17 protein-coding genes are annotated in these 19,951 nt (G+C 71.4%); 10 read left to right on the forward strand and 7 right to left on the reverse strand.

The window, feature by feature from the left end:
- Positions 1–451: 451 nt before the first annotated feature.
- Together P3T39_RS03290 and P3T39_RS03295 are read right to left on the reverse strand one after the other, a co-directional pair.
- Positions 452–991, reverse strand: a complete 540-nt coding sequence (locus P3T39_RS03290; protein ID WP_280695753.1) for a hypothetical protein — start codon at positions 989–991, stop codon at positions 452–454.
- A 110-nt stretch (positions 992–1,101) separates the two neighbouring features.
- Positions 1,102–1,251: a hypothetical protein gene (locus tag P3T39_RS03295; protein ID WP_280696097.1), complete on the reverse strand. Its 150-nt coding sequence runs from the start codon at positions 1,249–1,251 to the stop codon at positions 1,102–1,104.
- Positions 1,252–1,474: 223 nt separating this feature from the next.
- Between P3T39_RS03295 and P3T39_RS03300 the strand changes: the two genes are divergently transcribed.
- The 6 genes from P3T39_RS03300 (at position 1,475) to P3T39_RS03325 (ending at position 9,477) form a co-directional block, all read left to right on the forward strand.
- On the forward strand, positions 1,475–2,647 hold the full coding sequence (locus P3T39_RS03300) for a PP2C family protein-serine/threonine phosphatase (RefSeq protein ID WP_280695754.1): 1,173 nt from the start codon (positions 1,475–1,477) through the stop codon (positions 2,645–2,647).
- A gap of 397 nt (positions 2,648–3,044) precedes the next feature.
- Positions 3,045–4,865: a putative Ig domain-containing protein gene (locus tag P3T39_RS03305; RefSeq protein ID WP_280695756.1), complete on the forward strand. Its 1,821-nt coding sequence runs from the start codon at positions 3,045–3,047 to the stop codon at positions 4,863–4,865.
- Positions 4,866–5,019: 154 nt separating this feature from the next.
- The gene (locus P3T39_RS03310) at positions 5,020–5,445 is read left to right on the forward strand and encodes a hypothetical protein (protein ID WP_280695757.1); all 426 of its coding nucleotides are present in this window, start codon (positions 5,020–5,022) and stop codon (positions 5,443–5,445) included.
- 226 nt (positions 5,446–5,671) lie between these two features.
- A complete protein-coding gene (locus tag P3T39_RS03315) occupies positions 5,672–6,784 on the forward strand; it encodes a glycosyltransferase (protein WP_280695758.1) in 1,113 nt (370 codons plus the stop codon).
- A 59-nt stretch (positions 6,785–6,843) separates the two neighbouring features.
- Positions 6,844–8,676, forward strand: coding sequence for a DUF4082 domain-containing protein (locus P3T39_RS03320; protein ID WP_280695759.1), 1,833 nt, complete (start codon positions 6,844–6,846; stop codon positions 8,674–8,676).
- 36 nt (positions 8,677–8,712) lie between these two features.
- Complete coding sequence (locus P3T39_RS03325) at positions 8,713–9,477, forward strand: WecB/TagA/CpsF family glycosyltransferase (protein WP_280695760.1); 765 nt, start codon at positions 8,713–8,715, stop codon at positions 9,475–9,477.
- Between the two features lie 48 nt (positions 9,478–9,525).
- Here the strand turns inward: P3T39_RS03325 and P3T39_RS03330 are convergent, their stop codons facing one another.
- Entirely contained in the window at positions 9,526–10,173 is a 648-nt protein-coding gene (locus P3T39_RS03330; RefSeq protein ID WP_280695761.1) for a hypothetical protein, read from the reverse strand.
- 200 nt (positions 10,174–10,373) lie between these two features.
- Here P3T39_RS03330 and P3T39_RS03335 point away from each other — a divergent pair, with 200 nt between their 5' ends.
- Genes P3T39_RS03335 through P3T39_RS03350 form a run of 4 tightly spaced genes read left to right on the forward strand, consistent with a single transcriptional unit; the run spans position 10,374 to position 14,749 of the window.
- Positions 10,374–11,078: a chain length determinant protein gene (locus P3T39_RS03335; protein ID WP_280695762.1), complete on the forward strand. Its 705-nt coding sequence runs from the start codon at positions 10,374–10,376 to the stop codon at positions 11,076–11,078.
- Positions 11,079–11,085: 7 nt separating this feature from the next.
- A complete protein-coding gene (locus P3T39_RS03340; protein WP_280695763.1) occupies positions 11,086–12,477 on the forward strand; it encodes an O-antigen ligase family protein in 1,392 nt (463 codons plus the stop codon).
- Positions 12,474–13,940, forward strand: coding sequence for an oligosaccharide flippase family protein (locus P3T39_RS03345; protein WP_280695764.1), 1,467 nt, complete (start codon positions 12,474–12,476; stop codon positions 13,938–13,940). The genes P3T39_RS03340 and P3T39_RS03345 overlap by 4 nt, the downstream gene beginning before the upstream one ends.
- Positions 13,940–14,749: a glycosyltransferase family A protein gene (locus tag P3T39_RS03350; protein ID WP_280695765.1), complete on the forward strand. Its 810-nt coding sequence runs from the start codon at positions 13,940–13,942 to the stop codon at positions 14,747–14,749. Before P3T39_RS03345 ends, P3T39_RS03350 begins: the two co-directional genes overlap by 1 nt.
- 112 nt (positions 14,750–14,861) lie before the next feature.
- Here P3T39_RS03350 and P3T39_RS03355 read toward each other — a convergent pair whose 3' ends face one another.
- The 4 genes from P3T39_RS03355 to P3T39_RS03370 all read right to left on the reverse strand — a co-directional run bounded on the left by P3T39_RS03355 (position 14,862) and on the right by P3T39_RS03370 (position 19,911).
- Positions 14,862–16,349: an NADH-quinone oxidoreductase subunit NuoF family protein gene (locus P3T39_RS03355; RefSeq protein ID WP_280695766.1), complete on the reverse strand. Its 1,488-nt coding sequence runs from the start codon at positions 16,347–16,349 to the stop codon at positions 14,862–14,864.
- Positions 16,346–17,326, reverse strand: a complete 981-nt coding sequence (locus P3T39_RS03360) for a hypothetical protein (protein WP_280695767.1) — start codon at positions 17,324–17,326, stop codon at positions 16,346–16,348. The genes P3T39_RS03355 and P3T39_RS03360 overlap by 4 nt, the downstream gene beginning before the upstream one ends.
- A gap of 370 nt (positions 17,327–17,696) precedes the next feature.
- Positions 17,697–18,677 (reverse strand): class I SAM-dependent methyltransferase, encoded by a 981-nt coding sequence (locus P3T39_RS03365; protein WP_280695768.1) that lies wholly within the window; start codon positions 18,675–18,677, stop codon positions 17,697–17,699.
- 187 nt (positions 18,678–18,864) lie between these two features.
- Entirely contained in the window at positions 18,865–19,911 is a 1,047-nt protein-coding gene (locus P3T39_RS03370) for a glycosyltransferase family 2 protein (protein WP_280695770.1), read from the reverse strand.
- Between the last annotated feature and the right edge of the window lie 40 nt (positions 19,912–19,951).

Genomic DNA, 19,951 nt, shown 5'->3' on the forward strand with positions numbered 1-19,951 from the left:
GGAACGGCCGACCACTCGATCGCGCCAACCAAAGTCACCTCGCCAGACTCCAACTCAGCCTCGCAGCATGAAAGTTGAAATTAGCCACCAAGATCTCCGAGGGCGGGAAAATCGGCTTGTGGGAGTTCACCCGGTTGAAGAAGACCTACCGCGAAGAGGTGGCGGCACTGCGGGAAAGTCCTTGAGGTCGCTCACGCGGAGAACCTGGCGCTGCGGTATCCGGCCGGAGGCCCCGGCGTGTCGCTGGGTGGATGGGGCTGCTGTGCCGACTCGCCGGCCCGCCCCGGCCGGGAGGCCGGCGGAGGCGGGCCGGCAGATGGCGTAACCCTCATGGGCCGGTGGCGCCGTTACGGATCTTTCCGGCCGGAGGGTCGGGACTGCCGGGATTGCCGGGTTGCCTTGAGGATCGAAGCAGCGGCTGCTCCGTCGTGCGCGTCAGCTCACGGCGTCGCTACAGGCCGAGGACCGACAGGGCGGTCGTCCAGTTGGTCGCGATGGCGTGCTGGGCGGCCGCCAGGCCGACCCGGTGCGAGCAGACTGCGGAGTGAAGCTTGTTCTCCACGCCGTCCTTGCCGGCCGCCGTTCCTCCGCCCACCGCGTACCGCGGCTCGGGCCACAGGTTCTGCGGGCTGGTGGGGTTTCCGCCCAGCTCCAGCGCTATGAGGTGGTCCTCCTCGTAGTCGGCGGTGTTGATGTCGCTGTAGCCGTACTGGGCGATCTGCTTGATCTTCAGCGCGTTGGTGTAGGAGGTCGGCGGGCGAACCGTGGCGGTGTACCCGGGGACGCAGATGGTCGAGCCGATGGTGGCCTGGGTGACGGCGGCGTTGAGGGCTCCGGGCTGGCAGTGCGAGTCCGGGAGCGGCAGTTGGGCCTGGCTGCACGTGGGGGTGAGCCGGGTCCGCGCGTCGGCGGCTGCCGCGCCGATCATCAGGGTGGCCGCCGCGGTGACGACGGCGAGGGAGGCGGCGGACAGTCTCTGGACTCTGCGCATGGGGGAACTCCTGTGGGGAGGGGTCTGAAGGCTGATAAGCATTCAATTCCCATAAGAGCAGAGGTACTTCTATGCGGGTAGAGTCCGCGCAGTGAATACGGTGTGACCCATCAGTCGCGCCTCGGGAGCGCCCGAATGATCGCGGCGCAGCGCCGCAGGTGCAGCCACCACCCCGGGCCGTCACCGGCCAGGCACTCCACGCATCCGTCCCCACTCGGCTTCGCCGTGGGGTCGATACCGGGGATCTGTTCGAAGGCCATGCGGTACGCCTCCCTGACGAAGGCTCGGTCGGGCGCTGCTCCAGCGGCCCGACGTCGAAGCGTCCCGACGAAGCGACCCGACGAAGCGACCCGACGTCGGAGCTTCTCGATGTCGGGGCGATCGGGCGCCTTCCTGCATCGTAACGGGCCGGACACGCCGAGCCCTGGCCGTCGGTGCCGTGTCCAAGTGCGTCACAGGCGCGCCGAAGTGCAACCATGGCGCATGTCCTTTCGGCCGTCGGCGGCTCTCGGCCGGTCGGGGTGGGGTCGCCATGCACTGCTGCTGGTCCCGCTCGGGTTGATCGCCGCAGTTTGCACCATCGACATCCTGTCCCCGCCCGATATCCATCTGGGCCCCTTGCTGGTGGCAGCCCCGGCGATCACCGCGACGTTCGCCCGCGCCCGGGTGACGGCGTTGGTCGGGACCCTCGCGGTGGTCGGGCAGGTGATCATCGGTCTGGAGCGGAACGTGCTCGGCACCGAGAACCTTGAGGTACAGATCGCTTCGCTGGTGGTCGTCTCGGCCCTGGTGGTGCTCTTCTCCGTGGCGCGGGACAGGCACGAGCGTGAGCTGACACGGGTCCGGTCCGTGGCCGAGACCGCGCAGCGGGTGCTGTTGCAGCCGCTGCCCAGCCGCAGTGGCCCGCTGGAGATCGCCCACCTGTACCTCCCCGCCGAGGCGGAGGCGAAGATGGGCGGTGATCTGTACGCGGCCGCCCGCAGGTCGGGCGGTTCCCGGCTGATCATCGGGGACGTCCGCGGCAAGGGCCTGGCCGCGATCAACCTTGCCGCACTGGTCCTCGGTGCCTTCCGCGCCGCCGCCCACCGGCAGGCCACCCTGACCAACCTGGGAATCCATCTGGACGGCGCCGTCCACTGGGACGCCGTCCAGTGGACGCAGGCCGACCCCGCTCGCAGTGGATCCGGGGATCACGACGGACCCGACCACGACGAGTCGTTCGTGACCGCCGCCGTGCTGGACTTCCCCGACGCCGAGCCGCTGGTCCACCTGATCAGCTGCGGTCATCCCCCGGCCCTGCTGCTGCGCGGTGGCTCCGCGACCGCACTGGAAGCCCCGTCCGCACTGCCGCTCGGACTGGGCAACCGCCTCGGCTTCGCCCAGTACGAGACGGCGACGTTCGGGTTCGAGGTGGGTGACATGCTGCTGCTCTACACGGACGGCGTCATCGAGGCGCGCGACGGCGCGGGCACCTTCTACCCGCTCGCCGAGCGAGTGTCGGCGTGGTCGAAGGACGATCCCGAGGCCCTGCTGCGGCACGTCCGGGAAGACCTGCTGACCCACGTCGACGGCAGGCTCGGCGACGACGCCGCCATGGTCGCCATCCGCCGGGTGGCAGGTCCCGGGAGCGGCGCGGGACGGTTTGGCCCGCCGTAGGCGCGCGACACCCGGCGGGCTCCTGGGCGATCTTTCGACGCTATTCCACGATCATCAATCAATACAGTGAATTGAATTGTTTTCACTGTTTTTCCGGGAATTCTTCACCACGCCTACCGGCGATGGCCTGGGAGTTTTTCCTTCACAGTACATTTCCGCTTGAATTCCTTTACCGCGCACTCCGTTGACCGTTGATTACGCCCACTGTCAGGCTTCAGCGCGGCAGACGGTGGACTTCCCCGGTGTGATGAGGGGATGTCAGGGCAGGTACCTGTCAAGGAAGTTGGCGTTCCTTGGAGCCAATCTGCACATTTCCGTCGGCTGTCCTGTCCGCGCAGATGATCTCCCGACGCCTACCAGGCACGGGCGATCGGCATGAGAGAGGCAACCCTCACCCATGGGTATTTCCCCCACCCGCCCGGCGAGATCCAAGGCATTGACCGGTCTCGCCTCGCTGGCGCTCGCCACCGGCTTCGCCGTCGTCGCGGCTCCCGCCCATGCCTCGTCGACGTCCCCCACCCAGGCCCACCCGTACCGGCACGGCGCCGTGCCGATGCGAGGTGCCCAGCACACGAGCGGCAATGCCACCTCGAGCAACAACCTGAACTTCGGCGGCGGCGCCGGCAGCCCCAGCATCGGTGTCACCACCGGCGCCCCGCACGTCTACCTGGTGTTCTGGGGCTCCCAGTGGGGCTCCTCCGGCACCGACTCCAACGGCAACACCACGCTGAGCGGTGACCCGAACGGCGAGGCGCCGCGCCTCCAGCAGCTGTTCAAGGGCATCGGGGCGGGCGGCGAGACCTGGTCCGGCGTCATGACCCAGTACTGCGAGGGCATCGCCAGCGGCTCGCAGTCCTGTCCCAGCAGTGCCGCCCACGTCGGCTACCCGACCGGCGGCGCGCTGGCCGGCGTCTGGGTGGACACCTCGGCCGCATCGCCGTCCGCCGCGAACGGCAACCAGCTCGGTGCCGAGGCGGTCAAGGCCTCGGGCCACTTCGGCAACACCACGGCCGCGGCCAACCGCAACAACCAGTACGTCATCGTGTCGCCCACCGGTACGCAGCCCGACGGCTTCAACACCCCGAGCGGCGGCTTCTGCGCCTGGCACGACTACACCGGCGACAGCACGCTGAGCGGCGGTGCGGTCAGCTCGCCGTACGGTCAGCTCGCCTTCACCAACATGCCGTACGTCACGGACGCCGGTTCCGGCTGCGGCCAGGGCTTCGTCAACTCCGGTTCCGCGGGCACGCTGGACGGTGTGACCATCGTCGAGGGCCACGAGTACGCGGAGACCGTCACCGACCAGAACCCGGCGGGCGGCTGGACCGACAGCAGCGGCGCGGAGAACGGCGACAAGTGCGCCTGGGTCAGCAGTGGCCAGGGAGCGTCGGCCGACGTCAGCTTCGCCACCGGCAACTTCGCGATGCAGTCCACCTGGGCCAATGACTTCAACAGCGGCGCCGGCGGCTGCATGATGTCGCACCCGATAGTCGGCGGCGGGTCGACCGGCAACACCGTCACGGTGACCAGCCCCGGCAACCAGAGCGGCACCGTCGGCAGTTCGGTCTCGCTCCAGGTCCAGGCGAGCGACTCGGCCTCCGGCCAGACCCTGACCTACTCGGCCACCGGTCTGCCCGCCGGTCTGTCGATCTCCTCCAGCGGCCTGATCTCCGGCACCCCGACCACCGCCGGCACCTCCACGGTGACCGTGAAGGCCACCGACACCACCGGTGCCTCCGGCTCCGCCTCCTTCTCCTGGACGGTCTCCACCTCCGGCGGTGGTGGCGGCGTCACCAACGGCGGCTTCGAGACCGGCAGCCTGAGCGGCTGGACCTCGGCGGGCTCCACCTCGGCCGCCAACTCCGCGGCGCACAGCGGCGGCTGGGGAGCGATGGTCGGCTCGGCCAACCCCAGCACCACTTCCTCGGTCAGCCAGACCTTCAGCGCACCGACCGGCAGCAAGACCCTCTCCTTCTGGTACGACGTCACCTGCCCCGACACCGTGACCTACGACTGGGCGACGGCCACCCTGAAGGACAACACCGCCGGCACCAGCAAGACCGTGCTCGCCAAGACCTGCACCAACGGCGCCGGCTGGAAGTCCGCCTCCAGCGCTCTCACCGCCGGCCACAGCTACACCCTCACCCTGACCAACGTGGACGACAACTACCCGGGTGACCCGACCTACACCTACTACGACGACGTGACCGTCTCCTGACGCAGCACCTCCGAACACGCCGGGGTGGGCCAAGTGCCCGCCCCGGCAGTGTCTTTCGCGAGACACGGGCATCGAGGGATCCGTCCGGACCCCGCCCGCGTCCAATCGCTGTCGGCCGCGTTGCGGGCCCCCGGCTGCGAAGGTGGCAAGAATCATGAGCGTGAAGAGAACGTTCCTCGTCTCGGTGGCACTGCTCGCGCTGGCGGGCTGCGCCTCGGGCACACCGTCCGTCGCCCCACCGATGACCCTGGCACCCACCCCCGTGGTGCTGGACGAGACGGCGGACCGCACCACCGTCCGCGTCGCCGTCGGGACGGGCGTCCGGATCGACCTGCACAGCACGTACTGGTCCGCGGTCACCAGCTCCGCGCCCACCGTGCTCCGGCCGAGCGGCGCGGCATCGACGCAGGCGGTGCCCTCCTGCCGTCCGGGCAGCGGGTGCGGGGCGGTCACCAGCGACTTCGTGGCCGCAGAGGCCGGGTCGGCGGTGCTGACCGCGCAACGGACCAGCTGCGGCGAGGCGCTGGCCTGCCCGCCCGACAGCCGGAGCTTCACCGTCACCGTGCAGGTCACGCGCTGAGGGGACGGGATGCCTGCGCCAGGGCGTCCGGGCCCGCCTGCCGGGGCAGTTCATCGGGAAGTGCCCACGGGGCGCTGGGGTGGCCGGTAGCCTGACGCGGGGGTCGAAAGCCGGGAGTCCGATTGTGGGGGTTGGGGACGTGGGGTCTGCTGGGCGTGCCGGTTATGTGTGCTTTGCGGGGCAGGACTGGTGGTATCACAACCGGGCGCACTCCGATGTACAGTTGATGCTCAAGCTCGCCGAGCAGCGGCCGGTCCTCTTCGTGAACAGCATCGCGATGCGGATGCCCATGCCGGGACGGAGCTCGCAGCCGCTGCGGAGGATCCTGCGCAAGGCGAAGAGCATGGCGCGCAAGGTGCAGCGCCCGGTGCCTGGGCTGGCGAACTTCGCGGTGATGACTCCGGTGCTGCTCCCGTTCTACGGAAGCCGGCCGGCCCGGGCGTTCAACGCCCGGCTGATCGCGTTACAGGTCAGGTTGGCGGCGCGCAGTCTGCGGATGTCCACGGATGTGTGCGTGGTGACGATGCCGACCGCAGCCGATGTGGTGGAGCACCTGCCGCACCGCACCCTCGTCTACAACCGCTCGGACCGGCACTCCGCCTTCCCCGAGGCCGACACCGGGTTCATCGAGGTGCTGGAGCGGCGCCTGATGGCCACCGCCGACCATGTGCTCTACGTCAGCAGCGAGTTGATGGCCGCCGAGCGCGAACTCACCCGCGACCGGGCGGTGTTCCTGGACCACGGTGTGGACCTCGACCACTTCACGACGACGACCGGTACGGACGGCGCGGCGGAGCCCGCCGATCTGGCAGCGATCCCCGGGCCGCGGATCGGGTTCTTCGGCGCGCTGGACGACTTCATCGTGGACTTCGAGCTGCTGGCCCGCGTCGCCAAGGAGCACCCGGACGCCCAGCTGGTCCTGATCGGCGACACGACGCACGACCTCGGTGCGCTGACCGCGCTGCCCAACGTCCACCACCTCGGTTTCCGCCCGTACGCCGAAATCCCCGCCTACGGCAGGGGGTTCGACGTCGCACTGATGCCGTGGCTGGACAACGACTGGGTGCGGCACTGCAACCCGATCAAGCTCAAGGAGTACCTGGCCCTGGGCCTGCGGGTAGTGAGCACCGACTTCCCCGAAGTACGCCGCTATGCGGACCAGTTGGTCATTGCGGCGACGGCTGGGGAGTTCAGTGACGCCGTCGGCGCGGCCCTCACGGCTGCCGGGACCGAGGGCGAGGAGGAGGCGCAGCGCCGCCGGGCCTCGGTCGAGACGGATTCCTGGGGGACGCGCGCGGCCGAGCTCCGCGAGCTGATCGAGGGACCGGCGGCGGGCTGACCGCCGGGAGGCGAGCGGGCGAGTAACTGCCCCACGAGCAGGTGAGTAAGGAGATCAGCGTGCACACCCGCACCAGGACCCTTCTGGCAGCACTGCTGGGCCTCGCCCTGGCGACGCTCCCGGCCTGTACCGGCAGCAGTCCGAAGCCGGTTGTGCCGTCGCCCGGCGATCCGGTCGGGCCGACGACCACGATGTTCGGCGCGGCCGAGCCCGCCACGACCTCGTTCTCGGACCCGGCCGCCACCACGCTGGGCGTTCGCCTCACCTCGACGCTCCCCGGCCTGGTGACCGGCGTCCGCTTCTACAAGGGGCCCGGCAACACGGGGACGCACATCGGCGCGCTCTGGGACTCCCAGGGCAGACAGCTGGCGCAGGCAACCTTCGAAAAGGAGACCGAAGTCGGCTGGCAGCAGGTCGAGTTCGCCAAGCCGGTCCGGATCGCGCCGGGTGCCACGTACACCGCCGGGTATCTGGCGCCCTCCGGGCACTACGCGGCCGCGCCGAACGCCTTCGACGGCGGCCCGGTCGTCACCGGCTCGGGCCCGTTGACAGCGGTGGGCGGCGGCTTTGCCGGGGGCAGCACGCCGGCCTTCCCCGCCCAGTCGCACGAGAACACCGACTACTACGTGGACGTGGCCTTCGCGCCCACCGACGCCGGCTCGTACGTCCCGGACGCCTTCACGACCGCCTACTGGTCCAAGTGGCCTGCCACGGCACGGTGGAAGGACTCGTCGAAGCTTCCGATCGGTGTGTGGATGCAGGACCCGACGACTCCCTTCGACGGCTCCGACGAGGCGCACGCCTTCGCCGCGCTCGGCGTCAACACCCTGGTGGGGCTGTGGGACTGGCCCAAGGAGGAGCACGGGCAGGTACGGGCGGCGGCCGCTGCCGGTCTTGCCGTGATCGCCGGGGGCAAGGCGTGCGACCCGACGCCGGGCGGCCCGAGCGGTGCCGCCGCCTGGCCGTGCACCACCGCCGATCTGCCGCTGGCCGCGCAGGCGGCGAAGCTCGGCGCGGACAGCCTGGCGGGGTACCAGCTCGCGGACGAGCCCGATATGAACGTCCCCAACGGGACTGCGACAGGCGCCGGTTGCATGCCACCGGAGAAGCTGGACGGCTTCGCCAAGAGCCTGCGACAGCAGGACGCCTCCCGCCCGGTGCTGGTCAACTTCGGCAGCGGGGTCGCAGGCGGTGCCCGAAGCCCGGGCTGCCCGACGGACTTCGGCGCGTACACCCGCGCCGCCGACATCGTCTCGGTCGACTTCTACGGCATCACCGACCCCTCGTCTCCGGCTCGCACCAAGGGCGTCCGGACGTACGCGGCCACGGCGGCGCGTGCGCGGCAGCTGGCACCGGGCAAACCGGTGTGGGCCTTCCTGGAGACACCGGTGCAGATGCAGGGCGCCTCGCTCTCCCCTTCGGGGGCGAAGGCCGCCTCACCCGCGCAGGTACGGGCAGCGGCCTGGGCCGCGCTGGTCAACGGGGCGACGGGACTGAACTGGTTCTGCCACTCGTTCGTCGCGCAGTCGCAGGTGGACGCCTGCCTGCGGGACTCCACCTCGGCGGCTGCCATCAGGAAGGTGAACGCGGATGCGCAGGCGTACGCCGCGTACTGGAACGCACCGCCGCTCCTGGTCGGAGTCGCCGGCCAGGGTGCACCGGTGACCGCGACCCTGCGAACGGCCGCCGGCCGCACCGCCGTCCTCGCCGTGGCCACCGACTCCCCCGAACTGCCCGAGGGCGGGCCCGCCACGGCCACCTTCACCCTGCCCGACCACTGGACAGGGAAGATCCGCACCGACGACGGCCGGACCCTCACCGCCGCCAACGGCACCTTCACCGACCACTTCGACGCGTACCAGCCGCACGTCTACACCCTCAACGGGCACTGACCCACAGGCGGCGACCGATTCCTCAGGGAGACAGGCATGAAGAGCCGGGAAAGCACGACGGCCGAGGGGGCGCGTGACCTCGGGGCCCTGATGGACCGTATCCGCATCGTCGACGACGAGGCGGCCGAGCGGACGTTGCTCGACGAACTCGTCCGGCCCGGGCGGCCCTTCGTCCTCTCCTTCGTCAACGCGCATGCGGTGAACCTGGGGTGGCACCAGCCGGACATGACGGACGGACTGTTCGGCTCGGACCTGCTGCTGCGCGACGGCCTCGGCATGAAGCTGGGGATGAGGGTCTTCGGCCGGCCGTACGGGCGGAACATGAACGGCACGGACTTCATCCCCAAGGTCGGCCGGGCCTACCGGGGGAAGCGGGTGGCACTCTTCGGCACGCGCTCGCCGTGGTTGGACAACGCGCGGCGCACGCTGGAGGCATGGGGGCTGACGGTCGTCGCGAGCCAGGAGGGGTTCGACCCGCCGGAGTCGTACGTGCGGCTGGCCGCGGCGACGAAGCCGGACCTCATCCTCCTGGCCATGGGAATGCCGAAGCAGGAGGCCGTCAGCGTGAAGCTGCGCGAGGCCCTCTCGCACCCGGTGCTCATCGTGAACGGGGGCGCCGTTCTCGACCACCTCGGCGGCAAGGTGCCAAGGGCGCCGCTCGTCATGCGCAGGACCGGAACGGAGTGGCTGTTCCGCCTGGCGGTGGAACCCAGGCGGCTGTTCGGCCGCTACGTCATCGGCATCCCCGTCTTCTGCTCCCGCATGGCCAGGGTCCGGCTGTCCGGTGGATCCTTCCGCTGACCGCAACCGCCTTCCCAGGGGCGGCCGTTGGCCGGCCACCTGCCCACGTTACGCGGGGACGGCCCGGGCCCGCCCTCGCCGCCGGCTGGCACGCGAGCGCAGGTACTCGTCCGTCCAGAGCGCACCCGCCACCCCACCCAGCACCCCGAGCGCGGCCACCCCGACCAGACCCCGGCTCCTGACGCCGAGCACGGGCAGCGCGGTGGGCGGGACCAGCTGGTCGCTGGTGATGTACCGCTGCTTCGGGACGTTCAGGCCGTCCTGCAACTTGCGCAGCTCGGTGCCGAAGTGCTGGACGATCACGCCGACTTCGCGGTCGGCCTCCTTCGGATCGCCGCCCTTCACACTGATCTCCACGGTCGGGACGACGTACGCCTCGGTCTTGGTGGTACCCGTGTTGCGCGGGGCCAGGTCGAAGTCCCCGCCCACCCCGGCCCGCCGGAGCTCGGCCGTGCCCGACGGGCTCTTCATGACGGTGACCACCGCCGCCCCGATGACCGCCAGCGACGGGCGGAAGTCCGTCATCCCGGTCGGATCCTGCCGCGTCTCGGGCGGCTTGACCCGGACCACGGCAGCGGACCGGTACACCGCCTCAGGCTTCGCCACGACCACCGCACCGGCCAAGGTCACCACCGCCGCCAGCACCAGCACATACCAGCGCCGCAGCAGAGCACGTACCACACCGCGAAAGGACATCGTCTCCCCACTCCGCTGCGCATCCTCTCACCCGAACGGGCCGCTCCGAACTGGATTGCGGGAGTTCGGTGATTGTTCTCCGCCGAATCCCCATTCCAACTAGGCTCAGCCGGGGGTGTCTTGACAGGGCTCCCGGCCGACGGCCGGGGCGACTGCGACACTGGGGCGCAGGAACGGCCTCAGGGGGAGAAATGTTGGACATGCGCGAGGTCCTTCGAGTGATCCGCAAACGCTGGTACGTCACACTGCCGATCGTGCTGATCACGATCGCGCTGTCCGCGGTGGCCAACACGGTGCTGCCGACGACCTACCAGTCCCAGTGCTCGATCTCACTGCTGAACTCGCCGGACGTCGCCGCCCAGGCACCGAACAACGGCAATCCGTTCCTGACCTTCAGTCAGGCACTGACCGTCACCGCCGACTTCCTGGGGCGTCGGCTGAGCTCGGACGAGTCCGCCAAGGAGCTCAAGGCCCGCGGGCTCACCGGCGAGTACGGGGTGAAGCTGGCGGACAACGCGATGGGGCCCTTCCTCACACTGACCGTGACCGGACCGAACCCGGCCCAGGTGGAGAAGTCGATCGCGGTGCTCAACACCTATGCCGCCGATCAGTTGAAGGCGATCCAGGCCGAGCAGAAGGCGCCGGCCGGTTCGCAGATCGCCTCGACGGTGATCGTCCCGCCGCAGGCGCCGCAGGCGCAGACGAAGACCAAGCTCCAGTCCGTGGCGCTGATCGCGCTGGGGGGCCTGGCGGTCGCCTTCCTCTCCGGGTTCGTCGCCGAGAACCTGGCCGGTGTGCTCCAGCGGCGGCGGGCCCGCTCCCGCAAGCACGGCAGCGCAGCCGCCGACACCGACGACGAGGCGCCCGGCCAGCAGGCCGAGCCGTCCCTGGCCGCGGGAAGGTAGGACCCGCGTGACCGATCGTCGGACAGGACCCGGGGCCGAGGCTCCACCGCGCCCCGCACCGGCCGCGCGGCCGACCGCCGGGACGGCGGCCAAGCAGACCGGCGCGTACGGGATGGACGCCGTCACGGTACTCACCGGCTACGTCCTGCTGGCGATGTTCATCCCGTCCAACCTGGTCCTGCCGGGTATGGGCGGGGTCGGCACCCCGGCGAACTTCTTCGCCCTGCTCGCACTGCTGTGGTACCTCGCCGCCTGGCTGACCGAACGGATCACCCCGGCCAGGGGCACCCACGCCCCGCGCATCGCCATGGTGGTGTTCGCCGCGGCGGCACTGCTGGCGTATGTCGCCTGCGCCGGGCGGCCCGCCCTGACGAAGGAAATGCAGGGCGCCGACCGGGGGTTGATCGCGCTGCTGGTGTGGACGGGGCTGGTGGTGGTCTCCTCCGCCGGGATCAGGGGCCGGGCCAGGCTGGAGGTACTGCTGCGGCGGATGGTGATTTGCGCGAGCATCGTCGCGCTGCTCGGCTGGTACGACTTCCTCACCCACACCAACATCGCCTCCTCGATGCACTTCCCCGGCCTGAAGTCGAGCGCCGCCGAGCTGGAGACGATGAGCCGGGGCGGGTTCACCCGGCCGCGCGGCACCACCGCCCAGCCGTTGGAGTTCAGCGGAATGCTGTCGATGCTGCTGCCGTTCGCCGTGCAGCAGGCCTTCGACCCGGCCCGCTTCGACCGGGGACGGCTGCGCCGGTGGCTGCCGGTGCTGCTGATCGGCGGCGCGCTGCCGCTGTCGGTCTCCCGGACGGGCATCATCGGCGTCGGCGTCGCCCTGCTGGCCATGCTCCCGGCCTGGCGGCCGCAGCGGCGCGGGTACGTGCTGGGCACGGTCGCGGTGGGCGTACTCGCTCTCGGAGCGGCGGTACCAGGGCTGTTGAGCACCCTGACCGGCCTGTTCAGTTCCTTCTTCGGCAACACCGACGACAGCACCCAGGCCCGTACCGGCGACTACGCCAAGATCTTCGACTATATGAAGGACTCGCCGTGGATCGGCCACGGCATGGGCACCTTCATCCCCGAGCTCTACTTCTTCACCGACAACATGTACCTGCTGACCGCCGCCGAGATGGGCGTCTTCGGGATCTGTGCCCTGCTGCTGCTCTTCCTCACCGGACTGCACTGCGGCGGCGCCGCCCGACGCCTGGCCCAGGACCAGCCCACTCGCGAGCTCGCCCAGTGCTTCGTCGCGGCCGCGGCCGTCGCACTCGTCAGCAGCGCCACCTTCGACTCGCTGGGATTCCCCATGTTCGCCGGTATGTTCTTCCTGCTGCTCGGGGCGGGCGGCAACCTGCTCGGCAGCCTCCGCCACCCGGTCAACACCTCTGTCGGAGCAGCCCGGTGACTCTCGGTGCCAAGGTCAGGGCGGGTGCGCGGCTCAGCCTGCTGAACACCGTGGTCATCCGGATCGGCAACTTCGCCGCCGGTGTGGTGCTGGCCCGTACTCTGCTCGGTCCGCGCGAGTGGGGTCTGTACGCCGTCGGCATGGTCGCACTCGGCGTGCTGCTGTCGGCCAACGAGATGGGCGTCAGTCTGGCGATCATCCGCTGGGACCGCGACGTCAAGGAGTTCGCGCCGACCGTCGTCACGCTCTCGGTGCTCTCCAGCAGCACGCTCTACGCGCTGCTGTACGTCGCCGCCCCCGCCACCGCGCGTGCGCTCGGCTCCCCCGACGCGACGACCATGCTGCGGGTCCTGTGCTTCTCGGTGGTCATCGACGGCGTCGCCTGCGTACCCAACCAGGTGATCGCCCGGGAGTTCCGCCAGGGCGCCCGGATGGCCCTCGACCTGCTCAACTTCGTGGTCACCACCGCCACCACGCTCGGCTTCGCCTACACCGGCGCAGGGGCGATGAGCTTCGCCTGGGGCGCGCTCGCGGGCAACCTCTGCGCACTGGCCGGGTGCGCGATCGCCGTACCCGGCGTGCTGCGCCCGGGCTGGAACAGCGCCGAGGCCCGCGCGCTGATCTCCTTCGGCCTGCCGCTCGCCGGGGCCAGCCTGCTGGTGCTCGCCATGCTCAACGTGGACTCGGTGGTGACGGGCGCACTGCTCGGCCCCGTCGCCCTCGGCTTCTACCAACTCGCCTTCAACGTCTCCAGCTGGCCGGTGCGCAGCATCTCGGAGGCCGCCCGCCGGATCTCCTTTGCGGGGTTCTCAAGAGTGGCCGACTCCCGCCAGGCGCTGGCGGACGCCTTCGGGCGGGGGCTCGGCCTGCTGATGGCGGCGGCCGTACCGCCGTGCGTCCTGCTCGCGACCCTCGCCGAACCGGCCGTGGCCACCATCTACGGCGAGCGCTGGGCCCCGGCGGCCGGCGCGCTGCGGTTCCTGGCGCTGCTCGGACTGCTGCGGATCGCCTACGAGTTGGCCTACGACTGTCTGGCGGCGGCGGGGCGGCGCAGTTCGCTGATCGGAGTGCAGGGGCTGTGGCTGGCCGCCCTGATCCCGGCGCTGCTGTTCGGGGCCGGCCGCTGGGGCATCACCGGCGTCGGGGTCGGGCATCTGGTGGTGGCGGCGGTCCTGGTGGCACCCGCCTTCGGGTGGGCGCTGCGGCGGGCCGGGGTGGGCGGCGGGGTGGTCCTGCGGGCCTGTGCCCGGCCGTTCCTCGGCGGGCTGCTGATGGCTGCGGTCTCCCTGCTGGTCCACCGGTGGTCCGGCGAGGCCCGCTGGGGGATGTTCGCGGCGGGCGCGCTGGCGCTGGCGGTGTACGTGCCGGTGGTGCTGCCGATGCGGCGGCTGCTGCGCAGCGAGCCTCCTGCGGTCCCGGAGGTGCACGAGGAACGGGTTCTGGCGGCGGAGGGCGAGCGGTAGTGGCGGCGGCACTGATCCGGGACGGGATCCGGCACGGCAAGCGGCTGTTGCGGGGCACCTTCGGGTTCCTGCGGCTGATGGAGGCCCGGAACAAGGCGGTACTCGGCTGGACGGCCGTCGGGCTGCGCCGCCGGGAGGACGCCGAGGTCCGCAGGCTGGCCGCCGTCCTCGGGCGGCGTCCGTCCGCCCTGGTGGCCACGGTCGTTCCGACCTACCGCCGCCCCGAGGGGCTGCGGCGGGCGGTGGCGACGGCCTTGGCGCAGACCGTACGGGACCAGGTGGTGATCGTGGTGGACGACGGCGCGGGGCTTCCCGAACTCCCGGACGATCCACGGCTGTTCGCGGTGAGTCTGGCGCGCAATGCGGCGGTGGCCGGGGTGGTGCGCAATGTCGGGATCCGGCTCACCTCGTCGCGGTACGTCGCCTTCCTGGACGACGACAACGAGTGGGAGCCCGACCATCTGGAGCGCGCCATCGAGGTGTTGAGCGCCCCGGGCGGCCCGGATGCCGTCTACACGGCGCTGCGGCGGCTGCGGCCCGACGGCAGTGAGATGGATGTGCTGTCGGTTCCCTTCGATCGGCGGCACGCGGCCGAGGAGGGGTTCCTGGACACCAACGCGGTCGTCGCCCGGCGCACCGGGGCACTGCACTTCAGCCGCTTGCGGCGGCCCCCGCAGGTGGTCCCGCGCGAGGACTGGGAGTTGGTCTTCCGTTACAGCCGAAGCCACCGGGTCGAACACCTGCCCGTGCCGACCGTGCGCTATCTGGTCAACCCTGCGAGTTACTGGTCCAGCTGGTCCGAACACTGAGCTCCGAACGCGATCGCCGTCAACCACTGCACCAACTGAACCACCGAGGCATCCGAGGACGTCGCCGCCGGCCGCTTCCTGAAGCGGCCGGGTCGGCCACCTGCCAGAGGTGTCACCCACGTTGCCGGATCTGCAGGGCGAGTGCCGGGCACTGGTTCACCGCGCGGCCGGCCTCGTGCTCCTGCCAGGCGGCAACGGGCATGCTGTTCTGCGCGGGGTAGCCGTGCGGGCCGAGTCGGATCAGGTCGGGTGCCAGCACGGCGCACAGGCCGTGGCCCGCACATCGGGACCAGTCCACCTCCAGCCGGGCACCCTCCGCACGCGGGAGCGGCAGCGCCCCGCGCACCGGGCGGCCGCAGCCGGGTCCGGACGCGTGCGCGGCGACGTCCCGTGCGAACACGTCGAGCGCGGACAGTACGAAGCGGGCCGTACCGTCCGGGTGTGCGCAGGCGCCCCGGCCCTGAGCCGCGGTGACGGCGCGCCGTACCTCCTCCAGCGCGTCGGACTCGGCAGCTCCGGCGCCGGCCGCCAGGGCGGCGAGGGCCTCGGCGGCGTCGGGCAGTCCGCGCTTGCACGGTCCGCACTGCCCGGCCGATTCCGCCGCCAGCCAGGCCGCGACCCGGGCGATCTCGCCGACCGGGCAGGTGTCGGCGGGGAGCGCGACGATCGCCCCGGCACCGAGCGTTCCGCCCAGGCCGTCGAGCCCGGCCCTGGACAGCGGTGCGTCCACGGCGTCCCGGGGGTGCAGCCAGGCGCCGTGGTAACCGCCCACCAGTACCCCCTCCCCCGCCGTGACACCGCAGGAGTCGAGTACCGGTCCCAGGCGCGTCCCGGCGGACACCTCGACCACCAGCGGATCGGCCGCCGGCCGGTTGACTGTCAGCAGAACCGTCCCGGGCTCGGCGATGGTGCCGACGGCGATGTAGGCGTCCGGGCCGAGGCGGGCGGCGACGGCGAGCTGCGCCCATGTCTCGGCGTTGGACAGCAGCGTCGGGCGTCGGCGCACGCCACCTGTTCCGCCGTCGGCCGCACGGGCCTTCAGCGGCGGCGGCAGGACCGGCAGTCCGTTGACCCCGCGGATCAGCGCTCCCGACTCCCCGGCGACGAAGCGTTCGGGCAGGCACACGGTGCGGGCCGGGCAGGGCAGGTCGGGCCGCTCCGCGAGGGCGGCGGGGATCGAGATCTCCCCGGGGCCGCCCGCGGCGACGCCTATCACGAGCTCCTCGGCCCCGAAGGCGGCTGCGGCCAGGCAGGCACCGTCCAGGACGAGGTGCGGCGCGCGGGCGAGCAGCATCCTGTCCTTGACGCTGGGCGGTTCGCCCTCGGTGCCGTTCACCACGACGACGAGCCGGGCGTCGGTGCGGTCGGCGGCAGCCAGCGCGGCACGTGCCTTGCGTGCGAAGGGGAAGCCGGCGCCGCCGCGTCCCCGAAGACCGATGCGGTCGGCCAGGGCCAGCAGGCCCTCGCGCTCGAAGTGGGGGAGCGGCCCGTGGACGTGTGTGTGCGCGCCGAGGTCCAGCCGCCGGCGGCGGTCCAGCCCGGCGGTCAGCCGGGCGGGCCCCAGCGGCCGTACCTGCGGCAGCTCCAGCGCGGTGCTCACCGCCTACCCCCCTGCCGAGGCACGCCCGTAGCCGTGGACGCGAAACCCGGCGACCCGCCCTGGACGGGCAGCGGGCGGGGGACGGCCGCCGAGTCACGCACCGGCCTGCCGTGCCGACCCCGGGCCCGGGCCAGACCGGACGGTGGCTGCCCGAAGTACCCCGCCGAGGGTGCGGACAGATCCGCGAGAGCGGCCGGGAGCGGGGTAGTGGGTCGGTACGCCTTCAAGCCGCGTCGGTGCCGGGTGCGGGTCTTACTGCGGCCGGCGAAGGCGAGGGCGCGGACCAGGAGTGCGAGTGCCACCACGGCCGCGCACAGGCCGTAGCTCCACACCACCCAGGCGTGCGCCTGCCGACCCGCCGACAGGCCGTGCGCCAGGGCGATCGGCCAGCATGCGTACGCCGACGCGTGCAGGACCCGCCACAGCCACGGGCGACGGCTGCCCGCGAACCGGCCGCGAAGCGCGCCGGTCGCCGCGACCAGGACGAGCAGGTCCGCGGCGACCGTTCCCAGACTCACCGCGAAGGCGGCGCCGCCGCTGAACGGGAGTACCGCGGTCGACGGGGCGGCATGGCGTTCCACGACCTTGACCGCGATATGGGTGCTCAGGAAGCCCAGCGCGGCGACGGCGGTCGCCCGGTGCACCGACTGGACGGCTACGCGCAACCGGGGCGTCAGCACCAACCGGTCGGTGGCGGCGAGTCCGCACACCACGGCGGCGGTCAGCGCGAGCAGGGTGAAGACCCCGACGAAGTAGTCCAGGAAAACCATCGTCCGGTCGGCCGCCGCCGACAGCGCGCTGTCGGCGGCGGATCCGGCGAGGGGGGCGGCGCTTTCGTTCACGGCCCACAGCAGGACGGCACCGATCGCGACCGAGGCACAGACCGGCAGTGCGACCACAGCGGAACGCAGCGCGTACCGCCGACCGCGCCTGCCGGGGGTGCGGCGGTGCTTCAACCGCGAGCTGCGGGCTGTCATGCGTACCTCCGAACGTCAGGCTCTGCCTCTGCGCGATCGCCTGCGGTCGGCCGGCGCCCGGACACCCGGTCCGGGAACGAGCGCCGTCCGGTCCCGGGACCACCAGCGCTCGACGATGCACCCATTGTTAGTGGACAATCAAGGCAGTTCCAACAGTCCTCGGTACGACGCAGGACAGTAGGAGCCCCCTTGCCAGGGGCTCGCTGCTGTCAGCGGCACGGGGAAGACACCTACGATCGGCCGCAGTAGAGACCGAGGCCGCCGTAACTGGGCTCACACCGCCGGGCCACGATCGACAGCGGAGCGTCATCGGACGACTCCGCTCCCCCTCCTCGCCGTCTCCCGGTAGTCGCACTCGTCGCGCCGGCGGCTACCGGGGCTTCGGTTCGCAGACCATGAAGACGAAGTCGTGCCCCAGCTCCGGCAGTACGGCGTCCTCGGCGGCGAAGCAGCGTTCGATCAGGGCCCGTTCCGCGTCGCTGCCGTCACGGAAGTTCTGGGCGATCCCGGAGAACGCCACGTGCAACACCGTGCCACCGTACGGACGTTCCTCCAGGACCCGGTAGCGGTTGCGCAGCGCGGGCAGCAGCCGGCCGGCGTCGACGGCCTCCGAGGGGTCGTCCAGGCGCATGGACAGCAGGCTCGGCCGCACCGCCCGGCGCTTGAGCCGCCCGTCGGCCAGTCGACGCCGCTCGGGCGGCAGCTCCGCGAGCAGGGTGTCCACGGCCCGCAGCTGGCCGCTGGTCCACTGGAACTTGGTGGGGCCGACGAACTCGTCCACCACGAGCAGCCCGCCGGGGTTGAGCAGACCGGCGATCTGGTCCATGGTCCGGTCGAGCCGGTCGAAGTGGTGCAGCGACTGGAGGCCCAGGACGATGTCGTACGTCTCGCCGGCCCGCAGCAGTTCTCGGACGTCGGCGGCACGGAAGCTCAACACGTCGGCCAGGCCCAGCTGTTCGGCCTGACCGGTGGCGTAGGCGATCCGGTCCGGAGAGATGTCCACGCCCGTGATGTGCTCGAAGACGCCGAGCCTGGCCCAGATGACCTCGTTGCCGCCGGTGCCGCAGCCGAGCGAGAGGGCGCGCAGACCGGTGCGGCCGGCCAGCCACTTGTCGGCGACGTGCTGCGGGAAGCCGGTCTCGGGGTCGCCGCTGGCGAAGGTGTTCCAGCGGCGGACGACGGCGGGGATCGCCCACCACTCCTGGAGCGAGGGATCGACCGCGGACCAGTGGGTCACCACCCGCTCCGTCCCGCGGATCCGCACCTTCGACACCAACCGGTCGAGCTGCCCCCGACGCAGCTTCCGGGCGACCCGGTACCCGTCATGACGATTGACCAGATTACCGAACACAACTGTCCCCTCCCGAAGTTCACTGTCTCGCAGACCGCACCATGCACCACCACTGCGTGGCGCACCCTTCGCAGACCGCACCATGCACTGCCCAGGGGCGCGGGGAACTGCGCGATCAACCCTGCACCTCCGTAGTTGGCCGGCCGCGCAGTTCCCCCCGCCCCTGAAGACCCTCTGGGGCTGACGCCTAGATGCCGCGTAGGCGCCAGGACTTCCACCAGAGCCACTCCCGGCCCTTGGCCAGCACCGCGGTGAGGACCAGCGGTTGCAGGTAGGGCATGGCACGGGGGCCGATCCGGCGGCGCAGCCGGAGTCCGTGGTACTCGGGCAGGGTGCGGTAGGCGGGCCAGCACCGGGCGGCGAAGGCGAGGAGTTCGGCCTCGGGCACCTCGCGGGTGCGGCCCCGGTCGTAGGCGCGGACGGCCCGGCGCAGGGCGAAGCGGGCGAGCTTGCGATTGACGGTGTCGGCCAGCCCGGACGCCTGCGGGATCCGGTCGCCGCACTTGGCGATCACGGAGTCGTAGGCGGCCTTGCACTGGCGCAGGTCGTCCATCTGACCGCCGAACTCGGTGGCGGACATGTTCTCGCCGTGCCGGCGGTAGTACGCCTGGTCGACGCCCCGGACGTAGCCGACGTCGGCGTGGGAGGCGAGCCGCATCCACATCTCGATGTCCCCGGCGTGCGGCAGCTCTGGGTCGTAGCCGCCGACCTGGCGCTGGAGCGAGGTGCGGACGACCACCTCGGGCGAGGTGATGCAGCCGTGCGCCTCCTTGAAGCGGCGCTCCAGCCACCAGCGGCCCGGGAAGACGGTGGTGCCGCGCAGCTTCGTGCGGGCGGGCGGCAGGGGCTTGCCGTGCTGGAAGTGGATGGGGTGGCCGTAGACGAAGCCGACCTCGGGGCGGGCGTCCAGCAGGGCGGCGGCCCGGGTGAGGGCCCCGGGGGTGAGCCGGTCGTCGGCGGAGAGCAGGACGGTGTAGTCGCCGTCCGCCCACTCCAGCAGGCCCTCGTTGTAGGTGGCTATGTGGCCCTTGTTGACCTCGTGGACCCGGACTTCGATCCGGGGGTCGTTCGCGGCCAGCTTCCGGGCGACCTCCGCGGAGTCGTCCGGCGAGGCGTCGTCGATGATCAGTACCCGGACGTCCACGCCGGGTTGTCCGTCCAGCACGCTGCTCACGCAGTCGGCGAGATAGTGCCCGTACTTGTAGCACGGGATGACCACGCTCACGGTGCTCACTGCGTTGTCGTCCTTTCTCTGACGGGTCCGGCCCCGCCGC

This window comes from Kitasatospora sp. GP82, from assembly GCF_029892105.1.
Classification (GTDB): domain Bacteria; phylum Actinomycetota; class Actinomycetes; order Streptomycetales; family Streptomycetaceae; genus Kitasatospora.